Annotated in this window: 23 protein-coding genes; 14 read left to right on the top strand and 9 right to left on the bottom strand. The window is 62.8% G+C overall.

All coding sequences use genetic code 11. The features are described from left to right. Positions 1-176 precede the first annotated feature (176 nt). Genes ACTODO_RS05565 through ACTODO_RS05585 form a run of 5 tightly spaced genes read left to right on the top strand, consistent with a single transcriptional unit; the run spans position 177 to position 5,536 of the window. Positions 177-1,004 (top strand): TlyA family RNA methyltransferase, encoded by an 828-nt coding sequence (locus tag ACTODO_RS05565; RefSeq protein ID WP_003792321.1) that lies wholly within the window; start codon positions 177-179, stop codon positions 1,002-1,004. Then, the gene (locus tag ACTODO_RS05570; RefSeq protein WP_003792322.1) at positions 1,001-1,831 is read left to right on the top strand and encodes an NAD(+)/NADH kinase; all 831 of its coding nucleotides are present in this window, start codon (positions 1,001-1,003) and stop codon (positions 1,829-1,831) included. The genes ACTODO_RS05565 and ACTODO_RS05570 overlap by 4 nt, the downstream gene beginning before the upstream one ends. Beyond that, a complete protein-coding gene (gene recN, locus ACTODO_RS05575) occupies positions 1,828-3,504 on the top strand; it encodes a DNA repair protein RecN (protein WP_003792323.1) in 1,677 nt (558 codons plus the stop codon). The genes ACTODO_RS05570 and recN overlap by 4 nt, the downstream gene beginning before the upstream one ends. Then, complete coding sequence (gene steA, locus ACTODO_RS05580) at positions 3,501-4,646, top strand: putative cytokinetic ring protein SteA (protein WP_003792324.1); 1,146 nt, start codon at positions 3,501-3,503, stop codon at positions 4,644-4,646. The genes recN and steA overlap by 4 nt, the downstream gene beginning before the upstream one ends. Continuing rightward, the gene (locus ACTODO_RS05585) at positions 4,643-5,536 is read left to right on the top strand and encodes a copper transporter (protein WP_003792325.1); all 894 of its coding nucleotides are present in this window, start codon (positions 4,643-4,645) and stop codon (positions 5,534-5,536) included. The genes steA and ACTODO_RS05585 overlap by 4 nt, the downstream gene beginning before the upstream one ends. A gap of 79 nt (positions 5,537-5,615) precedes the next feature. On the opposite strand, the gene ACTODO_RS05590 is transcribed toward ACTODO_RS05585, so the two are convergent. Both ACTODO_RS05590 and ACTODO_RS05595 read right to left on the bottom strand, forming a co-directional pair. After that, positions 5,616-6,476, bottom strand: a complete 861-nt coding sequence (locus tag ACTODO_RS05590; RefSeq protein WP_003790148.1) for an IS3 family transposase — start codon at positions 6,474-6,476, stop codon at positions 5,616-5,618. Next, a complete protein-coding gene (locus tag ACTODO_RS05595; protein ID WP_034511730.1) occupies positions 6,476-6,988 on the bottom strand; it encodes a helix-turn-helix domain-containing protein in 513 nt (170 codons plus the stop codon). Before ACTODO_RS05595 ends, ACTODO_RS05590 begins: the two co-directional genes overlap by 1 nt. Positions 6,989-7,140: 152 nt before the next feature. Here ACTODO_RS05595 and ACTODO_RS05600 point away from each other — a divergent pair, with 152 nt between their 5' ends. From ACTODO_RS05600 to ACTODO_RS05635, 8 genes are all read left to right on the top strand, one after another. Continuing rightward, positions 7,141-7,785 (top strand): NUDIX domain-containing protein, encoded by a 645-nt coding sequence (locus tag ACTODO_RS05600; protein WP_003792327.1) that lies wholly within the window; start codon positions 7,141-7,143, stop codon positions 7,783-7,785. Between the two features lie 129 nt (positions 7,786-7,914). Next, positions 7,915-8,634, top strand: a complete 720-nt coding sequence (locus tag ACTODO_RS05605; RefSeq protein ID WP_003792328.1) for a helix-turn-helix transcriptional regulator — start codon at positions 7,915-7,917, stop codon at positions 8,632-8,634. A 32-nt stretch (positions 8,635-8,666) separates the two neighbouring features. Beyond that, positions 8,667-10,112, top strand: coding sequence for a Fe-S cluster assembly protein SufB (gene sufB, locus ACTODO_RS05610; RefSeq protein WP_034467058.1), 1,446 nt, complete (start codon positions 8,667-8,669; stop codon positions 10,110-10,112). After that, a complete protein-coding gene (gene sufD / locus ACTODO_RS05615) occupies positions 10,112-11,302 on the top strand; it encodes a Fe-S cluster assembly protein SufD (RefSeq protein WP_003792330.1) in 1,191 nt (396 codons plus the stop codon). Before sufB ends, sufD begins: the two co-directional genes overlap by 1 nt. A 16-nt stretch (positions 11,303-11,318) precedes the next feature. After that, entirely contained in the window at positions 11,319-12,071 is a 753-nt protein-coding gene (gene sufC / locus ACTODO_RS05620) for a Fe-S cluster assembly ATPase SufC (RefSeq protein ID WP_003792331.1), read from the top strand. Between the two features lie 5 nt (positions 12,072-12,076). Continuing rightward, on the top strand, positions 12,077-13,354 hold the full coding sequence (locus ACTODO_RS05625) for a SufS family cysteine desulfurase (RefSeq protein WP_003792332.1): 1,278 nt from the start codon (positions 12,077-12,079) through the stop codon (positions 13,352-13,354). Positions 13,355-13,392: 38 nt separating this feature from the next. Then, positions 13,393-13,869 (top strand): Fe-S cluster assembly sulfur transfer protein SufU, encoded by a 477-nt coding sequence (sufU, locus tag ACTODO_RS05630; RefSeq protein WP_003792333.1) that lies wholly within the window; start codon positions 13,393-13,395, stop codon positions 13,867-13,869. A 10-nt stretch (positions 13,870-13,879) separates the two neighbouring features. Beyond that, complete coding sequence (locus ACTODO_RS05635; protein WP_034512171.1) at positions 13,880-14,311, top strand: metal-sulfur cluster assembly factor; 432 nt, start codon at positions 13,880-13,882, stop codon at positions 14,309-14,311. An 87-nt stretch (positions 14,312-14,398) separates the two neighbouring features. Here ACTODO_RS05635 and ACTODO_RS05640 read toward each other — a convergent pair whose 3' ends face one another. The 4 genes from ACTODO_RS05640 to ACTODO_RS05655 are packed head-to-tail and all read right to left on the bottom strand — an operon-like array spanning position 14,399 to position 19,059. After that, positions 14,399-16,084 (bottom strand): AMP-binding protein, encoded by a 1,686-nt coding sequence (locus ACTODO_RS05640; RefSeq protein ID WP_003792336.1) that lies wholly within the window; start codon positions 16,082-16,084, stop codon positions 14,399-14,401. A 51-nt stretch (positions 16,085-16,135) separates the two neighbouring features. After that, positions 16,136-17,032, bottom strand: a complete 897-nt coding sequence (gene ypfJ / locus ACTODO_RS05645) for a KPN_02809 family neutral zinc metallopeptidase (protein ID WP_003792337.1) — start codon at positions 17,030-17,032, stop codon at positions 16,136-16,138. 15 nt (positions 17,033-17,047) lie between these two features. After that, entirely contained in the window at positions 17,048-18,373 is a 1,326-nt protein-coding gene (gene tgt / locus ACTODO_RS05650; protein WP_003792338.1) for a tRNA guanosine(34) transglycosylase Tgt, read from the bottom strand. Further along, the gene (locus ACTODO_RS05655; RefSeq protein ID WP_003792339.1) at positions 18,370-19,059 is read right to left on the bottom strand and encodes a queuosine precursor transporter; all 690 of its coding nucleotides are present in this window, start codon (positions 19,057-19,059) and stop codon (positions 18,370-18,372) included. The genes tgt and ACTODO_RS05655 overlap by 4 nt, the downstream gene beginning before the upstream one ends. A gap of 142 nt (positions 19,060-19,201) precedes the next feature. Between ACTODO_RS05655 and ACTODO_RS05660 the strand changes: the two genes are divergently transcribed. Then, positions 19,202-20,815: an ABC-F family ATP-binding cassette domain-containing protein gene (locus ACTODO_RS05660; protein ID WP_003792340.1), complete on the top strand. Its 1,614-nt coding sequence runs from the start codon at positions 19,202-19,204 to the stop codon at positions 20,813-20,815. Between the two features lie 82 nt (positions 20,816-20,897). Here the strand turns inward: ACTODO_RS05660 and ACTODO_RS05665 are convergent, their stop codons facing one another. From ACTODO_RS05665 to ACTODO_RS05675, 3 genes are read right to left on the bottom strand one after another with little or no spacing between them, the layout of a single operon-like run. After that, a complete protein-coding gene (locus tag ACTODO_RS05665; protein ID WP_003792341.1) occupies positions 20,898-21,671 on the bottom strand; it encodes an amino acid ABC transporter ATP-binding protein in 774 nt (257 codons plus the stop codon). Continuing rightward, the gene (locus tag ACTODO_RS05670; RefSeq protein WP_003792342.1) at positions 21,668-22,630 is read right to left on the bottom strand and encodes an amino acid ABC transporter permease; all 963 of its coding nucleotides are present in this window, start codon (positions 22,628-22,630) and stop codon (positions 21,668-21,670) included. Before ACTODO_RS05670 ends, ACTODO_RS05665 begins: the two co-directional genes overlap by 4 nt. Positions 22,631-22,637: 7 nt before the next feature. Beyond that, on the bottom strand, positions 22,638-23,582 hold the full coding sequence (locus ACTODO_RS05675) for an ABC transporter substrate-binding protein (RefSeq protein ID WP_003792343.1): 945 nt from the start codon (positions 23,580-23,582) through the stop codon (positions 22,638-22,640). Positions 23,583-23,670 lie beyond the last annotated feature (88 nt).

Genomic DNA, 23,670 nt, shown 5'->3' on the forward strand with positions numbered 1-23,670 from the left:
CGCGAGCAGACTGAGGCCCGCCTGGTCGGTTTCGATCAGCTCGGCGCGTCCCTTCAAGTAGAGACGCTCCGGGCGATCGAAGCCGACCTGCGGCGGGCCCTGTCTGCCGACGCGCCGAGCGGCACGGTCCGCCCCGGTGCGCAACTAATGGGTTCAGGTCACGAGGGGAGCGGCGCGTGAAGTTACGCAGGATCGACTCCGAGCTGGTGCGCCGCGGCCTCGCGAAGTCCCGTGCTGCCGCTGCACAGATGATTGAGGACGGGCGCGTCAAGCTCGATGGCCAGATCGTGCTCAAGCCCGCTCGCCAAATGGATCCTGCTCAGGCGATCGTTGTCGAGGAATCGGACGATCCGGAGTACGTATCGCGCGGCGCTCACAAGCTTGCGGGAGTACTTGACGCGCTCGGCGACAAGGCGCCGCTGATCGAGGGGCGTCGGGCTCTGGACGCGGGTGCTTCGACAGGTGGTTTTACTGACGTGTTGTTGCGCCGCGGCGCCGCATCCGTCGTCGCCGTCGACGTCGGATATGGCCAACTCGCGTGGAAGTTGCAGAGCGACCCGCGCGTGGAGGTGCACGATCGGACGAACGTGCGCACCCTCGATCCGGCTTCCGTCGCTCCCGCCCCGGAGCTTGTGGTCGGCGATATGTCGTTCATTTCGCTGACGCTGGTACTTCCTGCGCTCGTTGCAGCGGCCGCGCCCCACGCCGATTTCCTCCTGATGGTCAAGCCTCAGTTCGAAATCGGTAAGGAACGTCTCGGCCACGGAGGCGTCGTTCGTAATCCCGAGCACCATGTCGAAACTGTGGAAACGGTTGCGCGGTGCGCCATCGAGCGTGGCTTGGATATCGCAGCGATCGCTGCGTCACCGCTGCCCGGTCCATCCGGTAACGTCGAGTATTTCGTGCACATGCGCCGCGACTACCCGGATCCCATCGATCCCACGCAGCTCACCGACTACATCCGGCGTGCAGTTGAGGCCGGTCCCGCTGGAGGTTCCCGATGACTCGTGTCCTGATGGTTCGTCACCGTCACAGGCCCAACGCGGTGACGAGCGCCGTGAGCCTCGCAGAGGCACTCAAGGAACGCGGCATAGACGTCGTCGACGACGCTTCGGGCGGCGATATCGATATGGTGCTCTCGATCGGCGGCGATGGCACTTTCTTGGTCGCTGCGTCGAGTGCGCGCGCTCTGGACGTCCCCCTTCTCGGTATCAACGCCGGCCACATGGGATTCCTGACGGAACTCGGTGATAAGGGCACGGGCGATCTCGCGCGCAAGATTGCCGATGGCGACTTTTCGGTCGAACGACGCATGACACTCGATGTCACGATGGAACGTCCCGACGGATCGAAGGCTGACGACTGGGCACTCAACGAGGCTGTCGTCATGCACACCGACGTCGCGCATCCCGTTCATTTTGCGCTCGTCGTCGACGGCCAGGAAGTGTCGACGTACGGCGCGGACGGCATGATTTTGTCGACTCCGACCGGATCGACCGCCTACTCCTTCTCCGCGGGAGGCCCGGTCGTGTGGCCCGATACCGAGGCGATCGTTGTCGCCCCGCTGGCCGCTCACGGCCTTTTCACCCGCCCGCTCGTCGTCGGCCCGTCGGCGTGTGTGGAGATCGTTGTTCTCGATGACATCTGGACGCCTCCGGAGATGTGGTGCGACGGCCTACGTCGTATGACAGTCCCTGCTGGCGCAGTGGTGCGGGCGCGCGTCGGTTCGTCTCCCGTTCAGCTTGTACGCGTCGACGACACGCCATTTTCTGCACGTCTCGTCCGCAAGTTTAATCTTCCCGTGCGCGGGTGGAGGGATGATCCTCGGTGATCGAGTCTCTCGATATGTCGCATCTCGGCGTCATCGAGTCTGCCCACGTCGACTTTGGCGAGGGCCTTATCGTCGTCACCGGTGAGACCGGTGCGGGCAAGACGATGGTGCTGTCGAGTCTCCAGCTGCTGCTCGGTGCCCGAGCGGATGCGGCGCTCGTACGCTCGGGTGCCGATCATCTGTCTGTCGATGGTATTTTTTCGGTCAACGAGGAGGTTGCAGCTCGCGTTGAGGAGGCCGGTGGCCTCGTCGAGGGCGGTGAGCTGATTGTCGGTCGTTCGGTGCGTGCTGCAGGCCGTTCGCGCGCGCACCTCGGATCGCGCCCCGTGCCGGCCTCGGTCCTGACGGATATCGTCGGGTCGATGGTGACGATTCATGGGCAGTCCGACCAGATCCGTCTCACGGGTGAGGCCGCACAGCGCCGCGCGCTCGATCAATTTGGCGGTGAGGAGCACGCGGCTCTGCTTGGGGAGTACCGCGCGGCTTTTCGTCACGCGGTCGAGGTCAAGCATCGCCTGGATTCGCTGCGTGTCGATGCGAGCGAGCGTGCCGAGGAGCTGGAGGATCTGCGCGCGGCGATCAAGCAGATTGAAGAGCTTGATCCCGCCATCGGCGAAGAAGAAGATCTCGTTCGCGAGGCAGCGCGCCTAACGAATGTCGAGGACCTGCGTGCGCTGGTGGGAGTGACTCTGAGCTTTCTCAAGGGTGACGATCGGGGCGACTTCACAGGGGCGGTTGAGGCGACCCGTCACGCCTACGCACAGCTCGATGACGCAGCTCGATTCGACGCGGCCGTGGCTGAGTTTGTGGGACGTGCGCGCAATCAGGTGCTCGAGTTGGAAGCACTTGCTGATGACGTTTCGGCGTACCTGTCGCGCCTCGACGCTGATCCGGAGAGGCTTGCGCAGATTCACGCGAGACGAGCGGCTATCAAAGACGTACTGCGTGGGCGCGCGGCTGACATCGAGGGCCTCCTCGCATGGGCCGACGAGGCTCGCTCTCGTGTCGAGGAACTTTCGTCGCCCGGGTCTGATCCGGCCGCTGTCGAACGTGAACTGGTGGCCGCCCAGGAGCGCGTTCTTGAGTGTGGGCGCCGCGTCACGCAGGCGCGTGTGCGTCTCGCGGGACAGCTCGCGGAGGGCGTGAACGAGGAGCTTCACGCCCTGTCGATGCCCGACGCGACGCTGCACATCGATTGTGAGCCGACGAAACCCACCTCCAATGGATGTGAGACCGTCGTCTTCCGCTTGCAGCCACATCCTCATGCTCCCGCCCGCCCTCTCGGACAGGGAGCCTCCGGCGGTGAGTTGTCCCGTGTCATGCTCGCATTGGAGCTGATGCTGGGGCGCACCGAAGCGTCGTCGACGTTTATCTTCGACGAGATCGACGCCGGTATTGGCGGGCAGACCGCGACCGAGGTTGGCGCGCGTTTGAAGAGGCTTGCACAATCACGGCAGGTGATTGTCGTGACGCACCTGGCCCAAGTCGCGGCTTTTGGCGATCAGCACCTCGTCATCGAGAAGAACGATGGGACCACGAAGGTGCGCGAAGTGAGCGGTGCGAACCGTGAAGCTGAACTGACCCGCATGATGGGTGGGGATCCGCACTCGGCTGCGGCGCGCCGCCACGCTTCGCAAGTCTTGGCCTCTGCCGTGTCACAATCGCAGGGATGAGTGAGACACTTTCAAAGGAAACGAGCGCGCGCTCCGGGCGGATTCGCATTGACGACCGCCCCAAGCACCTGGCGACGCGCCTAGAACGCGGCGAGATCGCCGTCATCAACGGTGCGGACCTGGACCGCGAGAGCGCTGCGGCGCTCGTTGCTGCCGGTCCCGTCGCAGTGCTGAATGCACAGCCGTCTCTGACGGGACGCGTAGCTGCCCTGGGGCCACGGCTCATTCTCGAGGCTGGCATTATCCTCGTCGACGACCTGGGTCAGGACATCATGTCCCTGCGCGAAGGCCAAGAAGTGACGGTCACAGGATCGAAGGTCCTCGTAGACGGCTCCGTCATTGCGACCGGATCCATCGTGTCCTTGGACGACTTGGATGTCGACGTCGCCGACTCGTCTGCGCTGTTCGCCGCTGTCGACGCCTCGATTGAGGACTACCTGTCGAAAGATGGTGCGACGGTGCTGCGCGGAGTCAACGTGCCCCAGCTCTCCGACCTCGAGAAACGGCCGATTCTCCTCGTGACGGGTGCTGCCGACGCGAAGGCCGAGTTGCGTGCCCTCGCGCGATGGCGCTCCGAGGTTAGCCCGTTTGTGATCGCCGTCGACGGCGGAGCCGACGTGGCGCTGAAGGCCCGACTGTCGCTCGACCTCGTCGTCGGTGACGCCGAACTGATGAGTGAGAAGGCAATCCGCAAGGCTCGCTCCTTTATCGTTCGCGCCGGAGGAGACGGCCTCGCTCCCGGCGCAGATCGGCTCGACCGTATGGGCGTCGTTTACGATCGCGTCGCTATGGCTGGCACGTCTCTCGACGCGGCTTTCGTTGTCGCTGCACATTCGTCGGCGCCCTCTGTCGTCACTGCTGGCGTGTCGTACGGGGAGGCGGAGCTGGTTGACGCCGGCCGAGCCCTTGTGGCCCCCGCATTCTTCTCGCGGCTTGCGGTTGGCTCGCGCCTCATCGGTGCGCAGGCGGTCGCGGCGACCTTCCGCCCGCGTCCGCGCGGTTGGACGCTTGTTCTGCTCGCCGTGGTCGCGCTGGCCCTGATGGGCGTCGCTCTGTGGTCGACCCCGTGGGGCAACGACCTGCTGCACCCCGTCACTTCATTCTTCGTCTCGCTGATGCACTCCGCAGGAGGAGCCCAATGATTAACTTCCGCTACCACGTCGTCTCGATCATCGGGATCTTCATTGCTTTGGCCGTTGGCGTCGTTCTGGGGGCCGGCCCGCTGCAAAGCCGTATTCAGGCTGGCGTCAGCTCGTCGGCGACCACCTCGGCAGCGGACCCGCTGCTGAGCGCTCAAGCAGATGCGGAGGCTGCCGGCCTCAAGGCCCTCGCTTCTTCGACGCTTACCGGTTCGCTGAGCTCCGCCAAGGTTGCCCTCGTTGTTTTGCCCGGCGCATCTGACGATGACGTGACTGCGATTCGTTCGACGCTGACCGATGCCGGAGCGAGCGTCGTCGGTCGAGTGACGCTCACTGACAACTGGCAGTCGACCTCGATGAGCCAGTACCGCACGACGCTGTCGACGACCCTGGCCTCGCACCTCGCGTCGGGCGCTGCCAAGACCGCTAGCGCTGATGGCGTCGTTGGCTATTCGATCGTCCAGGTGCTGACCACGACCGGAGCCGAGACCGACCTGCTGCGTCAGATTCTCACCGATGAATCCACGCCGATCATGACCATCGACGAGGATGCAAACGGTAGTGCCACGGCGCTCGTCGCCGTTGGCCCGCGTGCACAGGCGACGGCTGCTTCCAACGCGACGCCCGCTGCGGTGACGTCGAACCCCGATGCGTGGGTTGGCCTCGGCCAGGCGCTCGGCTCGACTAACGGCGTTCTCGTCGGCGACGCCTCCACCCGCGCCGCGATGATTTCGCAGGTGCGTGCCAGCGGTACCGTTGTTACGACAGTTGACTCGGTCGGAACGACTCTGGCCGCTGTCGATACCGCGCTGGCGCTGTCGACGCCCGCGACGAGTGCCCGCGCTTTCGGTGTGGGCACCGGTGCACAGTCGGTGATTCCCTCCGTCGAGTAGCACACAACGCTCTTAGCTGAAGCCCCGGTGGTTCATTGTGAACTGCGCCCCGAAACTTGGACGCTTTAAATGGTAGCCGTTATGCGGCTTCCTGTAGGGCCTGATCCCGGTATTCTGCCGGGGTCAGGCCCTTGAGCTTTACTTGGCGTCTTGTTGTGTTCCAGTGTGTGATGTAGGCGTCGAGGTCGGCTTTGAAGCTCTCGAAGGTCTGCCAGTCCTGGCCGCGAAAGAACTCGTCCTTGAGGTGCCCGAAAACCTGCTCGGTGGCGCCATTGTCGATGCAGTTGCCTGTGCGTGACATGCTCTGGATGAAACCGTTATCGGCGAGCGCACTGATGTAGGTCTCGTGCTGGTACTGCCATCCCATGTCCGAGTGCAAGATCGGCTCAGCTCCTGCGGGCTTGGCATCTATGAGCATCTGGAGCATCTCTTGTTGTTGGGCGAGGTTGGGGCGCATCGAGATGGAGTGGGCCACGATCTCTTTGCTGGCAAAGTCGTAGACCGGAGCGAGGTAGGCCTTACCGAAGGAGAGCTTGAACTCGGTGACATCGGTACCCATTTTCTGCCAGGGCCCATCGGCCTTAAAGTCGCGGCCGATGATGTTGTCGAAGCTGTGTCCCACGTCCCCCTTGTAGGAGTTGTACCTGTGGTAGGCCCTCTCGCGGCGTATGGCGCAGCGCAGCCCCATTTCGCCCATCATCTTCAAGACCGTCTTATCGGCGATGCGCTCCCCTTCCTCAGCGCGCAGGCACATGGCTACCTGCCTGTGACCGCACCCGTTGGGGGTTCGCGAAAAGATCTGGGCGACCTTGGGCCGCAGATACGCCCTGGTTGGCTGCTGGGGGTGAGCCAGCGCGTAGTAGTAGCTCGACCTGGCAAGACCGGCGGCCTCAAGGAGATCACCTACCGCGTGTCCGCGCCCTGAAAGCTCGGCAACCACTAGGGCTTTGTCCCGGTTTGGGAGCGCCTCTGCGCCTTCAGGGCAATCGATTTTTTTAGGTACGCCACCTGCGCCTCGAGCTTGCGCACGCGCACTTCGAGTTCCTCCTCACGCGTTGGTGGCACCGCCCGCACCGACCCCTTCGGCCTGCCCTTGGGCTTGGGCTTAAGCGCCTGCGCGCCGCCCTCGCGGTACAGCCTGCACCAATTCTTCAGCGGTGTCGCGCTCGCAATACCGAAACGCACCATCGCCTCAGGCTTACTCATCCCACCATCAACCACGGCCCTCGCTGCGGCGACCTTGGTCTCATAGTCGTATCTGGCCCGCTTTACTCCCATGGCAAGAAGCCCGCCCCTCCCGATCACGCGGTACATCTTCTGCCACTCTCTCACAGTCTCGGCACACACACCAAGCCTCCTGGCGGTCAAACCATAGCCAAACCCCCTCTCAAACATCTCCACCGCCTGCTCCCGAAGCAAACGATCATGCCTCAACCCCAGATCCACAGACACGAAAAGCCTCCCATTCCCTGGACTTCAATTTCGATGTCCAAGAAACGGGAGGCAGTTCATTGTGACCGCCGGGGCCTCGTCGCACTCCTGCTCGTGCAAGGCGCGGGCCTATACTCAATGGCGTACTGCCGAACCCAAATGAAAGCGTGATCATGCGTTTCCTGTCTCCCCAAGACGCTGTGACCATCGAAGACCAGCACAGCCCCCGTACCGTGACCAAGAGCGAGACTGTGTGGAACGGCCGCATCGTCGACATGATCAAAGACCACGTCATTGTCGTCGAGGGCCAGGAACCCGTTGTTCGTGAATACACGCGGCACCCGGGTGCCGTCGCTGTCATCGTGCTGCGCGGTGAGAGTGGGGGAGAGGAGCTTCTCCTGGAGCGTCAGTACCGTCACCCCGTCAAGGCCGAGCTGTGGGAGATTCCCGCGGGTCTGCTCGATGTTCCCGGTGAGGATCCGCGCATCGCAGCAGAGCGCGAGCTTGCTGAAGAGGCTGATCTGGTTGCCGATCGCTGGGACGTCCTCGTCGACTACTTCACCTCGCCTGGCGTCTCGACTGAGCCGCTGCGTATTTTCCTCGCCCGCGAGCTCCACGACGCCGACGAGGCCTTCGAGCGTGAGGACGAGGAAGCGACGATGGAATACGCGTGGGTGAGCCTCGATGATGCGCTCACCATGGTGTTGGATGGGCGGCTGCACAACCCGTCGGCCATCATCGGTGTCCTCGCCGCGCACGCCGCTCGCGCGCGCGGGTGGGCCGGAATGCGGGCAACCGACGCTCCGTGGCTCCGGTGATTTTTCTCCGGTAGGTCCTAGGTCCCTAAATGTGTGGGCGGTCCAACACTCCAAGCGGCTTTTCGCAACGCCTATTTATCTAAATTGGCGTACACTCGTTCCCAGAGAAAAGCACACAGAGGCGCAGTAATGGAGCGTCGGAGCGGAGGACACGTGGCAGAAGAATCAGACGCCACTACTCGACAGCAGGTGCTCGATCTCATCGTCGAAAAGGGGCCGGTTACGGCCTCGTCGATCGCGAAGGTCCTGGGGCTGACGACGGCCGCCGTGCGGCGCCACATCACTCTCCTCTTGGACTCTAAGGAGATCGCCGAGCACGAGCCCAGTGCTCCGTCGAAGCGTGGCCGTGGTAGGCCCGCACGTCACTACGTCGCGACCGAACGGGCACACGTTCACCTTGCCGATGGATATTCCGACCTCGCCTCCAAGGCCCTCGGATACCTTGGCCAGCTCGGTGGGCATGAAGCCGTTGAGTCTTTTGCTGCAGCGCGGTCGCGCGAGATCGAGCGGCGCTACGCGCCGATCGTGCGCGACGCGGGTTCAGACCCGCGGGTGCGCGCCCAGGCGCTCGCCGATGCGCTTACTCAGGACGGCTACGCGGCCACTGTGCGCGACATCGGCGGTGGAACGCTCGCGGTGCAGCTGTGCCAGGGCCACTGCCCGATTCAAAATGTCGCGGGAGATTTCCCGCAGCTGTGCGACGCCGAGACGCTTGCCTTTGGCAAGCTGCTTGACGTCCACGTGCAACGACTTTCCACGCTTGCTGGCGGGGGACACGTGTGCACAACCCACATTCCCGTGGGTATGCCCGTCATCCGCCCCGGAGCGCGGAACGTGCGACGCAAGTAGCACTTGGTTAAGAACGAGAGGTTGACACAACAATGACGCAGGCACCCGCCTCGGGCGCTGATGACCGTCGAATGACCGATGATGAGATCATCGAGTCGATTGGCGGTTACGAATACGGTTGGCACGACTCCGACGACTACTCGAAGGACGTCCCCACCGGAATTAACGAAGAAATCGTTCGCTTCATCTCTGAGGTGAAGGACGAGCCGCAGTGGATGCGGGAGCGCCGCCTGAAGGCGCTGGAACTGTTCGAACGTAAGCCGATGCCGGCGTGGGGTCCCGATCTGTCCCACGTGGATTTCGATTCGTTCAAGTACTACGTACGTCCGACGGATCGCCAGGTCAACGACTGGGAAGACCTGCCTGAGGAAATTCGCGACACATATGACCGCCTCGGCATTCCCGAGGCTGAGAAGTCGCGCCTGGTCTCCGGCGTCGCCGCTCAGTACGAGTCCGAGGTCGTCTACCAGCAGATCCAGGAAGACCTGGAGCGACAGGGCGTCATCTTCACTGACACCGACACCGGCCTGCGCGAGTACCCGGAGATCTTCGAGGAGTACTTCGGTAAGTGCGTTCCCGCGGGTGACAACAAGTTCTCTGCACTGAATACGGCAGCCTGGTCCGGTGGATCCTTCGTCTACGTCCCCAAGGGCGTTCACGTGACGATCCCGCTGCAGGCGTACTTCCGCATCAACACGTCGGCAATGGGCCAGTTTGAGCGCACGCTGATCATCGCCGACGAAGGCTCTTACGTCCACTATGTTGAGGGCTGCACCGCCCCCATCTACGACGAGAACTCTCTCCACTCCGGCGTCATCGAGATCTTCGTGAAGAAGGACGCTCGCGTACGCTACACGACGATTCAGAACTGGTCGACGAACGTCCTCAACCTGGTTACCCAGCGTGCAATGGTTGAAGAAGGCGGCACCATGGAATGGGTCGACGGCAACATGGGTGCCGCGATCACCATGAAGTACCCGGCCTGCTTCCTGATGGGTGAGCACGCCCGTGGCGAGACGCTGTCCATCGGTTTCGCAGGCCCCGGCCAGCAGCAGGACACCGGCGCCAAGATGGTGCACATGGCCCCCCACACCTCCTCGTCGATCGTGTCGAAGTCCGTGTCCCGAGGCGGTGGCCGCACCTCCTACCGTGGCCTCGTCCAGGTCAACGCCCGTGCGCGTCACTCCAAGTCGAACGTGCTCTGCGACGCCCTGCTCGTCGATAAGATCTCGCGGACCGACACCTACCCCTACGTTGACGTGCGCACCGACGACGTCGAAATGGGCCACGAGGCAACCGTCACGAAGGTGAGCGCCGACCAGCTCTTCTACCTGATGAGCCGCGGTCTCGACGAGAACGAGGCCATGGCAATGATCGTGCGCGGCTTCGTCGAGCCGATCGCCAAGGAGCTTCCGATGGAGTATGCCCTCGAGCTCAACCGCCTCATTGAACTGCAGATGGAAGGATCCGTCGGCTGATGACGACCCCCAACACTATTGTTGACACCATGAACAAGGCCCACTCGCACGGGGCTGACGCCGAGAAGGCTCACCCGTCGCGCGCGGACCGTCCGACCTCGTTCAACCTGGACGACATTGTCGTTCCGCACGGACGCGAGGAGGACTGGCGATTCACCCCGATGCGTCGCATCGAGCGCCTCTTCGAACCCGCCAACTACGACGCGGGCGATGCGCCCGTGACGGTTGACGCTCCCGCTCCCGTCGTCGTCGAAACCGTGACCCGCGACGACAAGCGCCTCGGAACCGTTCTTGCTCCCGGCGATCGCACCGCCGTCGTCGCGTGGAACGGCTTTGAGCAGGCAACCGTCGTCGAGATCCCGGCAGAGGCTGAGCTCGACGCTCCTGTTCGCATCAACGTGGCGGATATCGAGGGCACCCGCGCGCAGCACATCGTGATTCGCGCCGAGAACTTCTCGAAGGCTACCGTCATCCTGTCGCACACCGGATCCGCGCAGGCTGCCCTCAACCAGACTGTTGAGGTTGAGACTGGCGACAGCGCGAACCTGACCGTCGTGTCGCTGCAGGAATGGGACGATACCGTTCTGCACGCCTCGAACCAGCGTCTGGCGCTCGGCCGTGACTCCAAGCTCACGCACATCGTTGTTAGCTTCGGCGGCGACCTTGTGCGCGTGTGCGCCGACACCGACTTCCGTGGCCCCGGCGCCGAGATCAACATGCTCGGTATCTACTTCGTGGACGGTGGCCAGCACCTTGAGCACCGCGTGTTCGTTGACCACTCCCAGCCGAAGTGCTTCTCGCGCGTCACCTACAAGGGCGCCCTCCAGGGCAAGGATGCGCACTCGGTGTGGATCGGCGACTGCCTCATTCGCGAGGCCGCCGACGGAACGGACACCTACGAACTGAACCGCAACCTGGTGCTCACCGAGGGCGCTAAGGCCGACTCCGTCCCCAACCTCGAGATCGAGAACGGCGAGATTGAAGGCGCCGGACACGCGTCTGCGACCGGTCGTTTCGACGACGAGCAGCTGTTCTACCTGATGAGCCGTGGTGTTCCTGAGCACGAGGCACGCCGCCTGGTCGTGCGCGGCTTCTTCGCCGAACTGATCAACCAGATTGGCGTCCCCGAGGTGGTCGAGCACCTCATGGCAACCGTCGAGGCCGAGCTGGCCAAGTCCCGTAACAACTGAGCTGTAAGGAATACATATGTCGACTCTGCGTATTAAGGATCTGCACGTCTCCGTCGAGACCGCCGAGGGCCCCAAGGAAATCCTCAAGGGCGTCAACCTCACCATCAACTCCGGTGAAATCCACGCCATCATGGGCCCCAACGGCTCCGGCAAGTCCACCATGGCCTACGCTCTGGCCGGTCACCCCGATTACGAGATCACCTCGGGTGAGGCATGGCTCGACGACCAGCTCATCACCGAGATGAGCGTCGACGAGCGCGCCAAGGCAGGCCTGTTCCTGGCCATGCAGTACCCCGTCGAGGTCGCTGGCGTGTCCGTCTCCAACTTCCTGCGCACCGCCAAGACCGCGATCGACGGCCAGGCTCCGGCCCTGCGCTCGTGGGTCAAGGACATGAAGAGCTCCATGGAGAACCTGCGCATGGACTCCGACTTCGCCGAGCGTGACGTCAACGTCGGCTTCTCTGGCGGTGAGAAGAAGCGCCTGGAGATCCTGCAGATGGAGCTGCTCAAGCCCTCCTTCGCCGTCCTCGACGAGACCGACTCCGGCCTCGACGTCGACGCTCTGCGCATCGTGTCCGAGGGCGTCAACCGCGTCCACGGTGAGACCGGCTGCGGCGTTATGCTGATCACGCACTACACCCGTATCCTGCGCTACATCAAGCCCAGCCACGTTCACGTTTTCGTCGACGGCCGCGTTGCCGCTCAGGGCGGCCCCGAGCTGGCCGACGAGCTCGAAGAGAACGGCTACGACAAGTACCTGGGTCTCTGATCGCCGTGTCTACGGACTTCACCGCCGCCGAGCTCAACGCGATTCGATCGGACTTTCCGATTCTGAGTCGCGTCGGGCGCGGCGGCGCGCCCATTGCGTACCTCGACGCATCTGCGACCTCGCAGAAGCCCGTGTGCGTGATCGACGCCGAGGCCGACTTCTACCGCCGTAGCAACGGAGCGGTCCACCGAGGTACGCACCTTCTCGGCGACGAGGCGACTGACGCTTTTGAGAGCGCGCGGGGTACCCTGGCCTCGTTCGTGGGCGTTGCACCCGACGAGATCGTGTGGACGAAGAACGCCACCGAGGCGATCAACCTCGTCGCTCTGTCCATGGGAAACGCGTCGCAGGGCATGGGAGGCGCGCAGTCTGCTGCTCTGCGCGTGGGACGGGGCGATCGCATTGTCTGTACGCGCGCTGAGCACCACGCGAACATCGTTCCGTGGCAGCAGCTGTGTGAGCGTACGGGCGCCGAGCTCGCATGGCTCGATCTGACGCCCGACGGTCGCATTGACCTGGACACGCTGTCGGTTATTACGCCGAATACCCGTTTGGTTGCATTTACCCACGTGTCTAACGTCACGGGCGCCGTTTCGCCTGTTGCTGCCGTGACTGCAGCTGCGCGCGCCGTCGGCGCGCTTATTCTCCTCGACACGTGCCAGTCCAGCGCGCACATGCCGCTCGACCTGTCCGTGCTCGACGTGGACTTTGCGGTATTTTCCTCCCACAAGATGCTCGGCCCCACGGGTGCGGGCGCGCTGTGGGGACGTCGTGCGCTTCTAGCTGCGATGCCACCCGTTCTCACCGGCGGCTCGATGATCGAATGGGTGACCATGGAGGAATCGACCTTCATGGCTCCTCCCGAGCGTTTCGAAGCCGGATCGCAGCCTGTCGCGCAGATCGCCGCCTGGTCGGAGGCACTGCGCTACCTGTCGATGCTCGGCATGGACCGCGTGGAGGCCCACGAGCACGCGCTTACCCGCATGATGCTCGACGGAATTTCGTCGATCGACGGTATTCAGGTGCTCGGCCCTGACTCGGACGTCGATCGCATCGGCGTCGTCGCTTTCGCCGTCGACGGTGTGCATCCGCACGACGTCGGCCAGTTCATGGACTCCGTGGACGTGGCCGTGCGCGTCGGACACCACTGCGCGATCCCGCTCCATACGTTCTTCCAGGTGCGTTCTTCCGCGCGTGCGTCGGTCGCACCGACAACCACTGTGCAGGAGATCGACCGTCTCATTGATGGCCTGTCGAAGGTCCGCAGTTTCTTCGGCCGATAGAATCGCCAACAGTACCGGAATCATTTGGAAAGGTTGCCATGGGAAGTCTTGAGCAGTTGTACCAGCAGGTGATCCTCGATCACGCTCGGGAGAAGCACGGTGCGGGGGACCCGAGCGGTATGGATGCTTCGTCGCACCAGGTGAACCCTACGTGCGGCGACGAGGTGACGCTGGGCGTCACGCTGGACGGGGAACGTCTTGCTTCCCTGCAGTGGGACGGGGACGGCTGCTCGATCTCGCGCGCGTCTCTGTCCATGATGACGGACCTGACCCAAGGCAAGTCCGCCGAGGAAATCGGCCGCCTGTACCGGGACATGGAGGTCATGATGCATTCGCGTAACCTCGGAGTCGATGATGAGATCCTCGACGACCTGGGCGACGCGGCCGCCCTCGAATCTACGTCGCAGTTCGCGAATCGCGTGAAGTGCGCCCTCCTGGGATGGTACGCGCTGCGCGACGCGATGGCCAAGTCCGGCATTGATATTTCCACCGCGGGCGAGCCCGCTGAGCAGTAAAGGAACACCCATGAGTAACCCGATGGCTCAGTCTGAGCCCGTCGAGCAGCGCTTCGGAGCGCCCGCGCAGGAAGCGCCGGACGCCGAGGTGCCCACCCGCCAGATTGACGGCACCGACGTCATTGAGCAGGGCACCCTTGCCGCCGAGAACGTGCTCGAAGCCCTCAAGGACGTTATCGACCCCGAACTCGGCATCAACATTGTTGATCTCGGCCTGGTCTACGGTGTCGTCATCGGCTCCGAGAACCAGGTGCGCCTCGATATGACCCTGACGTCGGCCGCCTGCCCGCTCACCGATGTTATCGAGCGCCAGGCGCAGACGATTCTGTCTGCCGTCACCGACGAGGTCCAGATCAACTGGGTCTGGATGCCGCCGTGGGGCCCCGATCGCATCACCCCCGATGGCCGCGAGCAGCTGCGTGCCATTGGTTTTAACGTCTGATCAACACACAATCATCCCCCGGGGGCGTTGCATCCCGGGGGATTGTTTTATGCGCTGTTGAGGGGGAGCCTCCCGGTAGCAAGAGAACTAGCGGCCCAATGCCTCGCGCACGAGCTGGGCAACCTTACGACGCAGGATCTTCCCCATCTGATTGCGCGGAAGCTCGGCGATAACGACGAGTTGGCGGGGGAGCGCGTAGTGCGCAATCGTCTTCTCCGCCCAGGCGCGGACCTCCTCGAGAGTCAGCGGAGCGCTGCCTTCCTGCATGATGATGGCCGCGGCGACCTCCTCTGTCGCATCCGAAACGGGAACACCCACGACGGCAACATCGTTGACCGATGGATGACTGCGAATCGCAGCTTCCACTTGAGATGGGTAGACGTTAAAGCCGCCGGACAGAATGAGTTCCTTTTTGCGGTCCGCCATCGAAATGAAGCCGTCGCTGTTCACGCCGATATCGCCCGTCTTGAACCAGCCCTCAGACGTAAAGACGCGTGCGGTCTCTTCGGGTGCGTCCAGATATCCTTCAAAGACCTGAGGTCCACGAACGATAATCTCCCCAGGCTGGCCATCCTCGACGTCGAGAGTATCGTCGTCGAGCGAAACGAGGCGTAGCTGTGTGGAAGGGAAGGGAACCCCAAGAACCCCGTGGCGGCGCTTGTCCGACAGAGGCGCACCTGTTAACACCGGAGCGGTTTCAGACAAGCCATAACCCTCGACGATCATGCCACCGGTAGCTTCCTCCCACTCACCCGCGAGTGCCGTCGACAGCGGCATGGCCCCGGCGACCGAGTAACGAATGGAGGACAGGTCTGTCTTCGTCCGTGTGGCGAGTCGGAGGATCCTCTCAAACATGGGAGGAACACCGACAAAGAATGTTATCGGGCGTCGTTTATGCGCGTCGAGAGCCATCTGCGCGTCGAACTTCGGGAGCAGAACCTGGGTGGCCGCCTTGCGCACGGATGCGCACAGGAAGAATGTCAGCCCGAAGGCGTGGAAGTACGGGAGGAGCGAGAAGAAGGTTTCGGCTCCCTCGTGTAGCTTCCACACCCAGAACATACACTGGTTAACGTTGACCCCGATGTTGCGGTGCGTGAGGGGAGCAGACTTGGGGATGCCGTTCGTTCCGGACGTGTGCAGGATAACGGCGCGATCGTCTGGGGAAGGCAGCGGGAACGACGGGTCAATGGCCGCCGACGAGGCCGTGGCGCGGTCCCACGACCGCGTGCCCGAAGGGACGGAGCCGCGCAGCTGATTGCGGGTCTCGCGGGCCCGAGCAACCGGAAGCCTCAAGAGCAGACGCTGCGAGGCCGGCATGCCGTGCGAAATATCCACCGTGAACACTGTGTCGAGAACGCTGAGTGGATAGGCGTCCACGCACTTTTCCCACACGATCGCCACCTTGCCGCCGTGGCGGCCAAGCTGGCCCGCAATCTCCGAAGCCGGAGCGAGTGGATTATGCTGCGCAGCAATCGCCCCAATACGCATACACGCGTAGAAAGCAACAAACGCCTGCGGGCAGTTCGGCAGGGCGATGGCCACCGTATCGCCCGGCCCGACCCCGGCCTCGTGCAGAACCCGCGCGGCCTTCAGGACCTGATCGCGCACCTGCGCGTACGTGGTTGTTGCCCCGAAGTAGTCGAGCGCAATGCGGTCGGGATACAAGCGCGCCGCATCGTCTAAAAGGTTGTACAGCGATTCATCAGGCACGGGCACCTCGTAGGGGACCGCGTCGTACATGTCGTGAGCCTGCTCGACGATGCTACGTGTCATGACTTCCTCCTGCGAATCGGCGCACTCAATTGTACCGATCCGCAGCCCTGCTCACACCCGAGGAATGCTCCAGGTGTCACACGTCGAGATATCGCCGGAATCAAGTCCGCGCTGCAGCCACGTTGCGCGCTGCTGGGCACTGCCATGCGTCCACGTCTCTGGGTTGGAGGACCCCTGGTACTTTTCCTGCAGACGGTCATCCCCGATTGCCTGAGCGGTCTGGAGTGCGCCCAGGACCTGATCGGCCGTCGGGGTCTTCAGGAACGGAGTGCCGGTCGAGGGATCCGGGGTGTTGGCCGCCCAGTGCATCCACACGCCCGCGTAGCAGTCAGCCTGGAGTTCGCTGCGCACGCCCGCACCCTGTTCACCGGACTCGCGCGTGTCGTGTGCGCGGAAGACACCCTGAATGTTCTGGATGTGGTGGCCCCACTCGTGGGCCACGACGTATTCCTGGGCGAGCACGGAATCGGACGCACCGTACTTGGAGACCATGTCGTCGAAGAACCCGAGGTCGAGGTACACCGTCGAGTCTCCAGGGCAGTAGAAGGGGCCCACGGCGCTCGTCGCGTTACCGCATGCGGTGGAGATGGAGTTCGTGAAGATCTGGAAGTCGGGCAGCTGGTACGCGACGCCCGTGTCCTGGGCGGACAGCTGGGTCTTCCACACCGCGTCGAGGGACTGCGCGGTGGCGACCATGCGGCACTCGACGCGAGTGTTGGCGTCCTGACCCGTCTGGCAGGTGGACGTGTCAACCGCCGACGACGAGGTTGACGACGTGTCGGAAGACGTCGAGAGGAGGCTCGTCAGATCGATGCCGGTGAAGTAGGAGAACCCGAGAATCAAGAGAACACCGAGCAGCGAGCCACCGCTTGCACCTGCGATCTTGCGCCCCGCGCCGGACGTACCGACGCGCGAGGGATCCAAACGGATGTTGTCATTGAAACTCATGGTTGCTCCACACTTTCAGCGGCGGCGCCCGGCCTCGTAGCGGCCAAGCATGTCGGAACGGAACTGGTCAAAGCACCCGTCGATGATCGATGCGCGAATTCCATCGACGAGACGCAGTGTAAACCACTCGTTGTGAATGGTTGCGAGCGTCGCCGACAAAATTTCTTTCGCCTTGAACAGATGATGAATGTATGCGCGGGTGTAGTGCGTGCAGGTGTAGCACCCGCAGCCCTCAACGAGCGGCGTGAAATCCCTCTTGAAGCGTGCATTCGTGATGTTGAAACGCCCGTCCGGCGTGTAGATCGCGGCGTTACGCGCGACGCGCGACGGATTGACGCAGTCGAAGGTGTCGGCACCGGCTGCGACGCCTGCGAACAGGTCCTCGGGCTCGGAGATACCCAGGAGGTGGCGGGGACGATCCTCGCCCAGTTCCTCACACACCCACGAGACGATCGTTCCGAGATTTTCCTTCTCGAGGGCGCCACCAACGCCGAACCCGTCGAAGCGCTGGCCGTCAACCTCCATATCTGCCATCGTGCGTGCGGCCTGGCGACGCAGATCCTCCCATTGTGCGCCCTGGATGACACCCCACAGCTGCTGATACGGCTTGTGAGAGCGTTCCTCCGTGAGGCGTTTATGCTCGGCGAGGCATCGGGCTGCCCACGCGTGGGTGCGCTCGAGAGATTCCTCCTGGTAGGAACGCGGGTGGAGCAGGCTCGTGAGCTCATCGAAGGCAAACATGATGTCCGAGCCAAGCTGGTGCTGGATACCCATCGACACCTCGGGGTTGAAGCGATGCTTCGTACCGTCGATGTGGCTGGAGAAGATCACGCCATCGTCGTCGACGACCGCGTTGGACGCCTTAATCGCCTGCATCTGGACCTTTGGGTCGGTCGGATCGGCCTGACCGGAGAACTCCTGCGACAGAACCTTCTTAAAGCCGGCTCCAAGAGACAGGACCTGGAAGCCGCCCGAATCGGTGTAGGTGGGGCCAGACCAATTCATGAACGGACCGAAACCGCCGGCCTCGTCGACGATGTCGGACCCCGGCTGCAGGTACAGGTGGTAAGCGTTCGCAAGGACGGCCTGAGCACCCAGCGAGCGCACCATCTCGGGCGTGAGGGCCTTGACGTTGGCCTTCGTGCCGACGGGAATGAACGCGGGGGTCGCGATCGTTCCGTGCGCGGTGTGGATGATGCCGGTGCGTCCGAGGCCTCCGTGTGACTCCATTCGGTGCCCGATGGTGAAGCCTCTATCGGGATGGTGTGCTCCCTCCGAGGCCGGGGGCTCGAAAGGCGTGAGCTGCTCGGGAGCGGGAGCGGACAGCCAGTTGTCGTTCATCGGTCGAAGACCTCGTCCTTCTTGAGTCCCTCCGTGCGCCGAATGGCCGCGATGACCGGGTAGGTCAGGGGGAGCAGGATGACCTCAAGGAGCACCTTGTACAAGTAGCCGGTGACGGTGTAGTTGATGAAATTGCCCAGCGACATCTCGCCGTAGAAGAGGATCGTGCAGAACAAGATAGTGTCTGCTGCCTCGCCGACGATCGTCGAGCCGATGAGGCGGGCCCACAGGTGCTTGGAACCCCAGCGTTGGCGGATCCATACGAGGACGTAGGAGTTCAGCAGCTGACCCGCCAGGTAACCAACGAGGGAAGCCAAGACCGCACGCCACACGACGCCGAGGACCGCCGCAAAAGCATCCTGGTTTTCGTAATCCGGAGCGGGAGGCAGATACTGCACGACGAAGAAAGTGAGGGATGCCAGAAGGGAAGCCACAAATCCCATGATGATGACGCGCTTAGCCCGAGCAAATCCGTAGACTTCCGAGAGCACATCGCCGATGATGTACGTGAGTGGGAAGAGGATCGCGCCTCCGTCGAAAATGAGGTAGTGCGTGGACGTGCCGAGCATAAACGCCTTGGTTGCGGCGATATTCGAGATGAGCAGCAGTGCCACGAAGGCGACGGAGACGATGTCAAGGGCGCGCGTGGGGCGCGCCGATCCAGACGGGACCGGGCTATCGGACATGGGATGAAACCTCGCAAAGCAGAGTAGATATCGGTTAATTCCGACACCCATTGTGCCCGCTCCTAGCGTGATCATGCGCAACAGCGCCGCCTCGCAGGTGGGTTGATTCGCCCACACGCACCCCTCCCTCTACTCTTGGAGGGTGATTAACGTCCAGGATTTCTCGTTGCGCATCGGCCCCCGCGAGCTCGTCAACCACGCGAGCTTCCGTATCGACAAAGGCATGTGTATCGGCCTCGTTGGCCGTAACGGTGCGGGTAAGACGACGACGATGAGGTTGCTCGCGGGCGAAGACGACCGTGGAGGCGCGGCCGAGTACACCGGCACCATCTCATCGAATGGGACGGTCGGTTACCTGGCGCAGGACACGCACGTGGGTGATCCGTCGATGAAGGCCCGCGACCGCATCATCTCCGTACGCGGCATCGACTCGATTATCGCCCGTATCCGCAAGGCCGAACACGAGATGTCAACGACTGAGGGCGCTCGTCAGCAGCGCGCCATGGAACGTTACGTGAAGCTCGATCAGCAGTTCACGAACTCAGGCGGTTGGGCAGCTAACGCCGAGGCGGCGCAGATCGCGCACTCGCTGGGACTTGAAGACCGGGTGCTCGATCAGACCCTCGATACCCTCTCCGGTGGTCAGCGACGCAGGGTCGAGCTTGCCCGTGTGCTCTTCTCCGACGCGGACGTCCTGCTTCTGGACGAACCCACGAACCACCTCGACCACGATTCGATCGTCTGGCTGCGGGACTGGATCAAGACGTTCCCTGGCGGCGTCATGATCATTTCGCACGATGTCAAGCTGCTGGGTGACACCGTCAACCAGGTCTTCTATCTCGATGCGAACCGCGCACAGATCGACATCTATCACCTCGGTTGGTCGGCCTATCTCAAGCAGCGTGAGGAAGACGAACGCCGTCGCCGTAAAGAACGCGCCAACGCGTTGAAGAAGGCCGAACACCTCAAGGCTCAGGGCGAGAAGATGCGCGCGAAGGCCACAAAGGCCGTCGCCGCTCAGCAGATGCTGCGCCGAGCTGAAGAGCTCTTCGCTCAAGCGGGTTCAGAGATCGTCCAGGACAAGGTTGCGCGCCTCCGCTTCCCCGACCCGGCACCGTCGGGCCGCGTTCCCCTCACTGCTGAAGGGCTGTCGAAGTCCTACGGTTCGCTCGAAGTGTTCACCGGCGTGGACCTCGCGATCGACCGTGGCTCGAAAGTCGTCGTTCTCGGCCTCAACGGCGCCGGCAAGACGACGCTCCTGCGGCTCCTGTCCGGTATCGAGGAGCCAGACTCCGGCCGCGTCGTGCCCGGACACGGTCTTAAGCTCGGCTACTACGCCCAGGAGCACGAGACCCTTGATGAGACCCGCACGATCCGTGAAAACATGGCCGAGGCCGCTCCTACCCTCGACGACACCCACGTGCGCAACATTCTCGGCCAGTTCCTCTTCCAAGGTGATGACGTCGAAAAGCCCGTGTCTGTGCTGTCTGGCGGTGAGAAGACCCGCCTCGCTTTAGCAACACTCATCGTCTCGGGCGCAAACGTCCTGCTGCTCGACGAACCGACCAACAACCTCGACCCCGCTTCGCGAGAAGAGATCCTCGCGGCCCTCCGTGACTACGAGGGCGCCGTCATCCTCGTCACGCACGATCCCGGCGCTGTCACGGCACTTAACCCCGAGCGTGTCCTGCTGTTGCCTGACGCCGATGAGGACCTGTGGGACGATAGCTACCTGGATCTCGTTACCCTCACCTGACGACGATACCTCGGTCGTTTCGCGACAGGTACGACAAAGGCCGGGACTGGAACACGCCAGCCCCGGCCTCGTCATCAGAAGCTCACAGAACCTTGGAGAAGAACTCCTTGGTTCGCTCAGACTTCGGGTTATCGATGACCTCGGAGGGAGCTCCGGCCTCGACGATCACGCCACCATCCATAAAAACAACCTGGTCGGCGACTTCGTGGGCGAACCCGATCTCGTGAGTGACAACCGCCATCGTCATGCCCGATGCGGCCAAGTCCTGCATGACCTGGAGCACCTCACCGACGAGCTCGGGATCGAGCGCTGAGGTCGGCTCATCAAAGAGCATGATATCCGGATCCATGGCGAGCGCACGGGCGATGGCAACTCGCTGCTGCTGACCACCCGAAAGCTCCGCCGGATAATGGTCCGCGCGATCAGCCAGACCGACGCGGTCAAGCAGCTCGAGAGCCTGGGCGCGCGCTTCGATCTTCGAACGCTTGAGAACTTGAACGGGGGCCTCCATGACGTTCTCCAGCGCGGTCTTGTGCGGGAAGAGATTGAATCGCTGGAACACCATGCCGATACGAGAACGCTGAGCAGCGATCTCCTTATCGTGGCGCTCGTGCAGCACGCCGTCCTCGTCCTCACGGTAGCCGAGCAGCTCACCGTCGACGTACACGCGGCCGGCGCTAATGTCCTCGAGCATGTTCAGGCATCGCAGGAGCGTCGACTTGCCCGAACCTGAGGGGCCAAGGATGACGCAGACCTCGCCGGAACCGATATCCAGGTCGATGCCCCGCAGGACGTGCAGGTCACCGAAGAACTTGTGGACTCCGCGAACGGAGACCATGGGCGTCGTGGTCGTCATGGTGTCACATCCAAAAACTTGAGCTTGGTGCCCTTGGCCTTGTGATCCTCATCGGAAGAAGATGACGTGGCGGGGGAGTGGGCGCCGGCGTTGTCGCGGCGCTCGAAGCCCTTGCCGTAGTACTTCTCGATGAAGGACTGAATCCACATTAGGAGACTCGTGATGACGAGGTACCAAATCGCAGCCGCGATCAGGAGCGGCACGGGAGCGAACGTCGCCTGGCCACGCTGACGCGCAATGAACGTGAGTTCGAGGGTGAAGGGGATCGCCGAGACCAGGGAGGTCGTCTTCAGCATCGAAATTGTCTCGTTGCCGATCGGCGGCACAATCACACGCATTGCCTGGGGCAGGATGATACGGCGGAAGATCGTTCCGCGCGGCATTCCCAGCGCGGTGGCGGCCTCCCACTGGCCCTTCGGGACGCTCAGCAGGCCCGCGCGCATGATTTCCGCGAGGTACGCGCCTTCGTTCAGGCCCAAGCCGATGAAAGCCATCCAGAATGGGGTGAAGTAGGTTGCCGTATCAAACGTCAGCTCCCATCCCCACAGTGAGCCGAGGAAGGGCACACCGAAGGAGAGCTTCGGGTAGAGCGTGGGCAGCAGCGACCAGAAAATCAACTGCGTGTAGATAGGGGTTCCACGGAAGAACCAGATGTAGGCCATCGCCACCCAGCGCAGGACCGGGTTTACGGACTGACGCATGATCGCCATCGTGATGGCGAGAGCGGTGCCCACCACCATCGCGAGGATCGTCAGGATGATCGTGAAGAGCACACCCTGCAAGATCGAACGCGAGAACAGCCACTGGGACACCACCTGCCACTGGAAGTTTGCGTTCGTCACCAGCGCGTGCGCTGCCATTGCCGCAAGGATTGCCGCGACGATTGCACTCGCCCACCTCCCTGGGCGGGGGACTGGTTTCGCGTCGATCAGCTCAACGCCGTCTTTGATGGTTGCCATGAGATCCTCAGTCGTTCGTCGCCGGGTTCAGCTCGGCGGTGGTCAGCGCTGCGTCCTGAGCGCCATAGGTGGTCAGGATGTCCTTGAGGTAGCCGTTGTCCATCAGGTACTGCATGGCCTTCTGGATGGCCTGGGTCAGCTGCTCGTCGTTCTTATTGACAGCTACGCCCTGCGGCGCAGAGTCGACGACGTCGCCGACCTGCTCGATCTTGCCGCTCGAGAGATTTGCGGTGTAGCCGATGACAGTCGAGTCAGCAAGGGTGGCGTCGTACTGGCCGCCGATGACCTTCGTCGCGATGTCGGTCTGCAGGTCATGCGGCATGATCGTGATCTTGTCCTTGCCGTCGGCCACGCACTGCTCCGACAGCTCGGTGGCGTAGTCCTCCTGCGCAGTGCCGGTCTGAACGCCGATCGTCTTGCCACACGGGTCGGTCGGATCGAAATTCTTCGGGTTGCCAGCAGCGACGCCGTAGGCGGAGCCCACCTCAACGTAGGAAATGAGGTTTGCCTGCTCCTCGCGTTCGGAGGTGATCGTGAAGGAGGAGATACCCACGTCGAACTTGGTGCCCAGCGCCGGAATAATGGTCGGGAACTCAGCGTGGTTCGTGGTTCCCTCGTTCAGACCCATTACCTTGGCGAGCGCCTTGTTGATGTCGACATCATATCCCTGAGGGGTCTGTGAATCGTCACCGAGGAACTCCGCGGGCGCATAGTCGGCGGAGGCGCCGTTTCGCAGCGTACCTCGCTCCTTGACTTCGTCGGGAACCAGGGCAGCGATTTCGTCGACGGTCGGGATCTTCGACACGTCGTACGAGGCCGTGGTTGCCGCGGCCGAGGTGCTCTCAGATCCGCTGGTCGACGAGCTGGTCGACGTCGGATCCGCACAGGCGGCGAGTGGGAGAGCAGCTGCGGCTGCGAGGACGATAAGGGCGTGTGCCTTCGAGATGGTCATGATCTGCCTTCCGATGGGAGTGGGCCGTGGCTCGTGATTGCTACCATTATGCACCCATATGCATCTAAATGCATATTATGCGTAACAT

Source organism: Schaalia dentiphila ATCC 17982 (assembly GCF_000154225.1).
GTDB lineage: Bacteria > Actinomycetota > Actinomycetes > Actinomycetales > Actinomycetaceae > Pauljensenia > Pauljensenia dentiphila.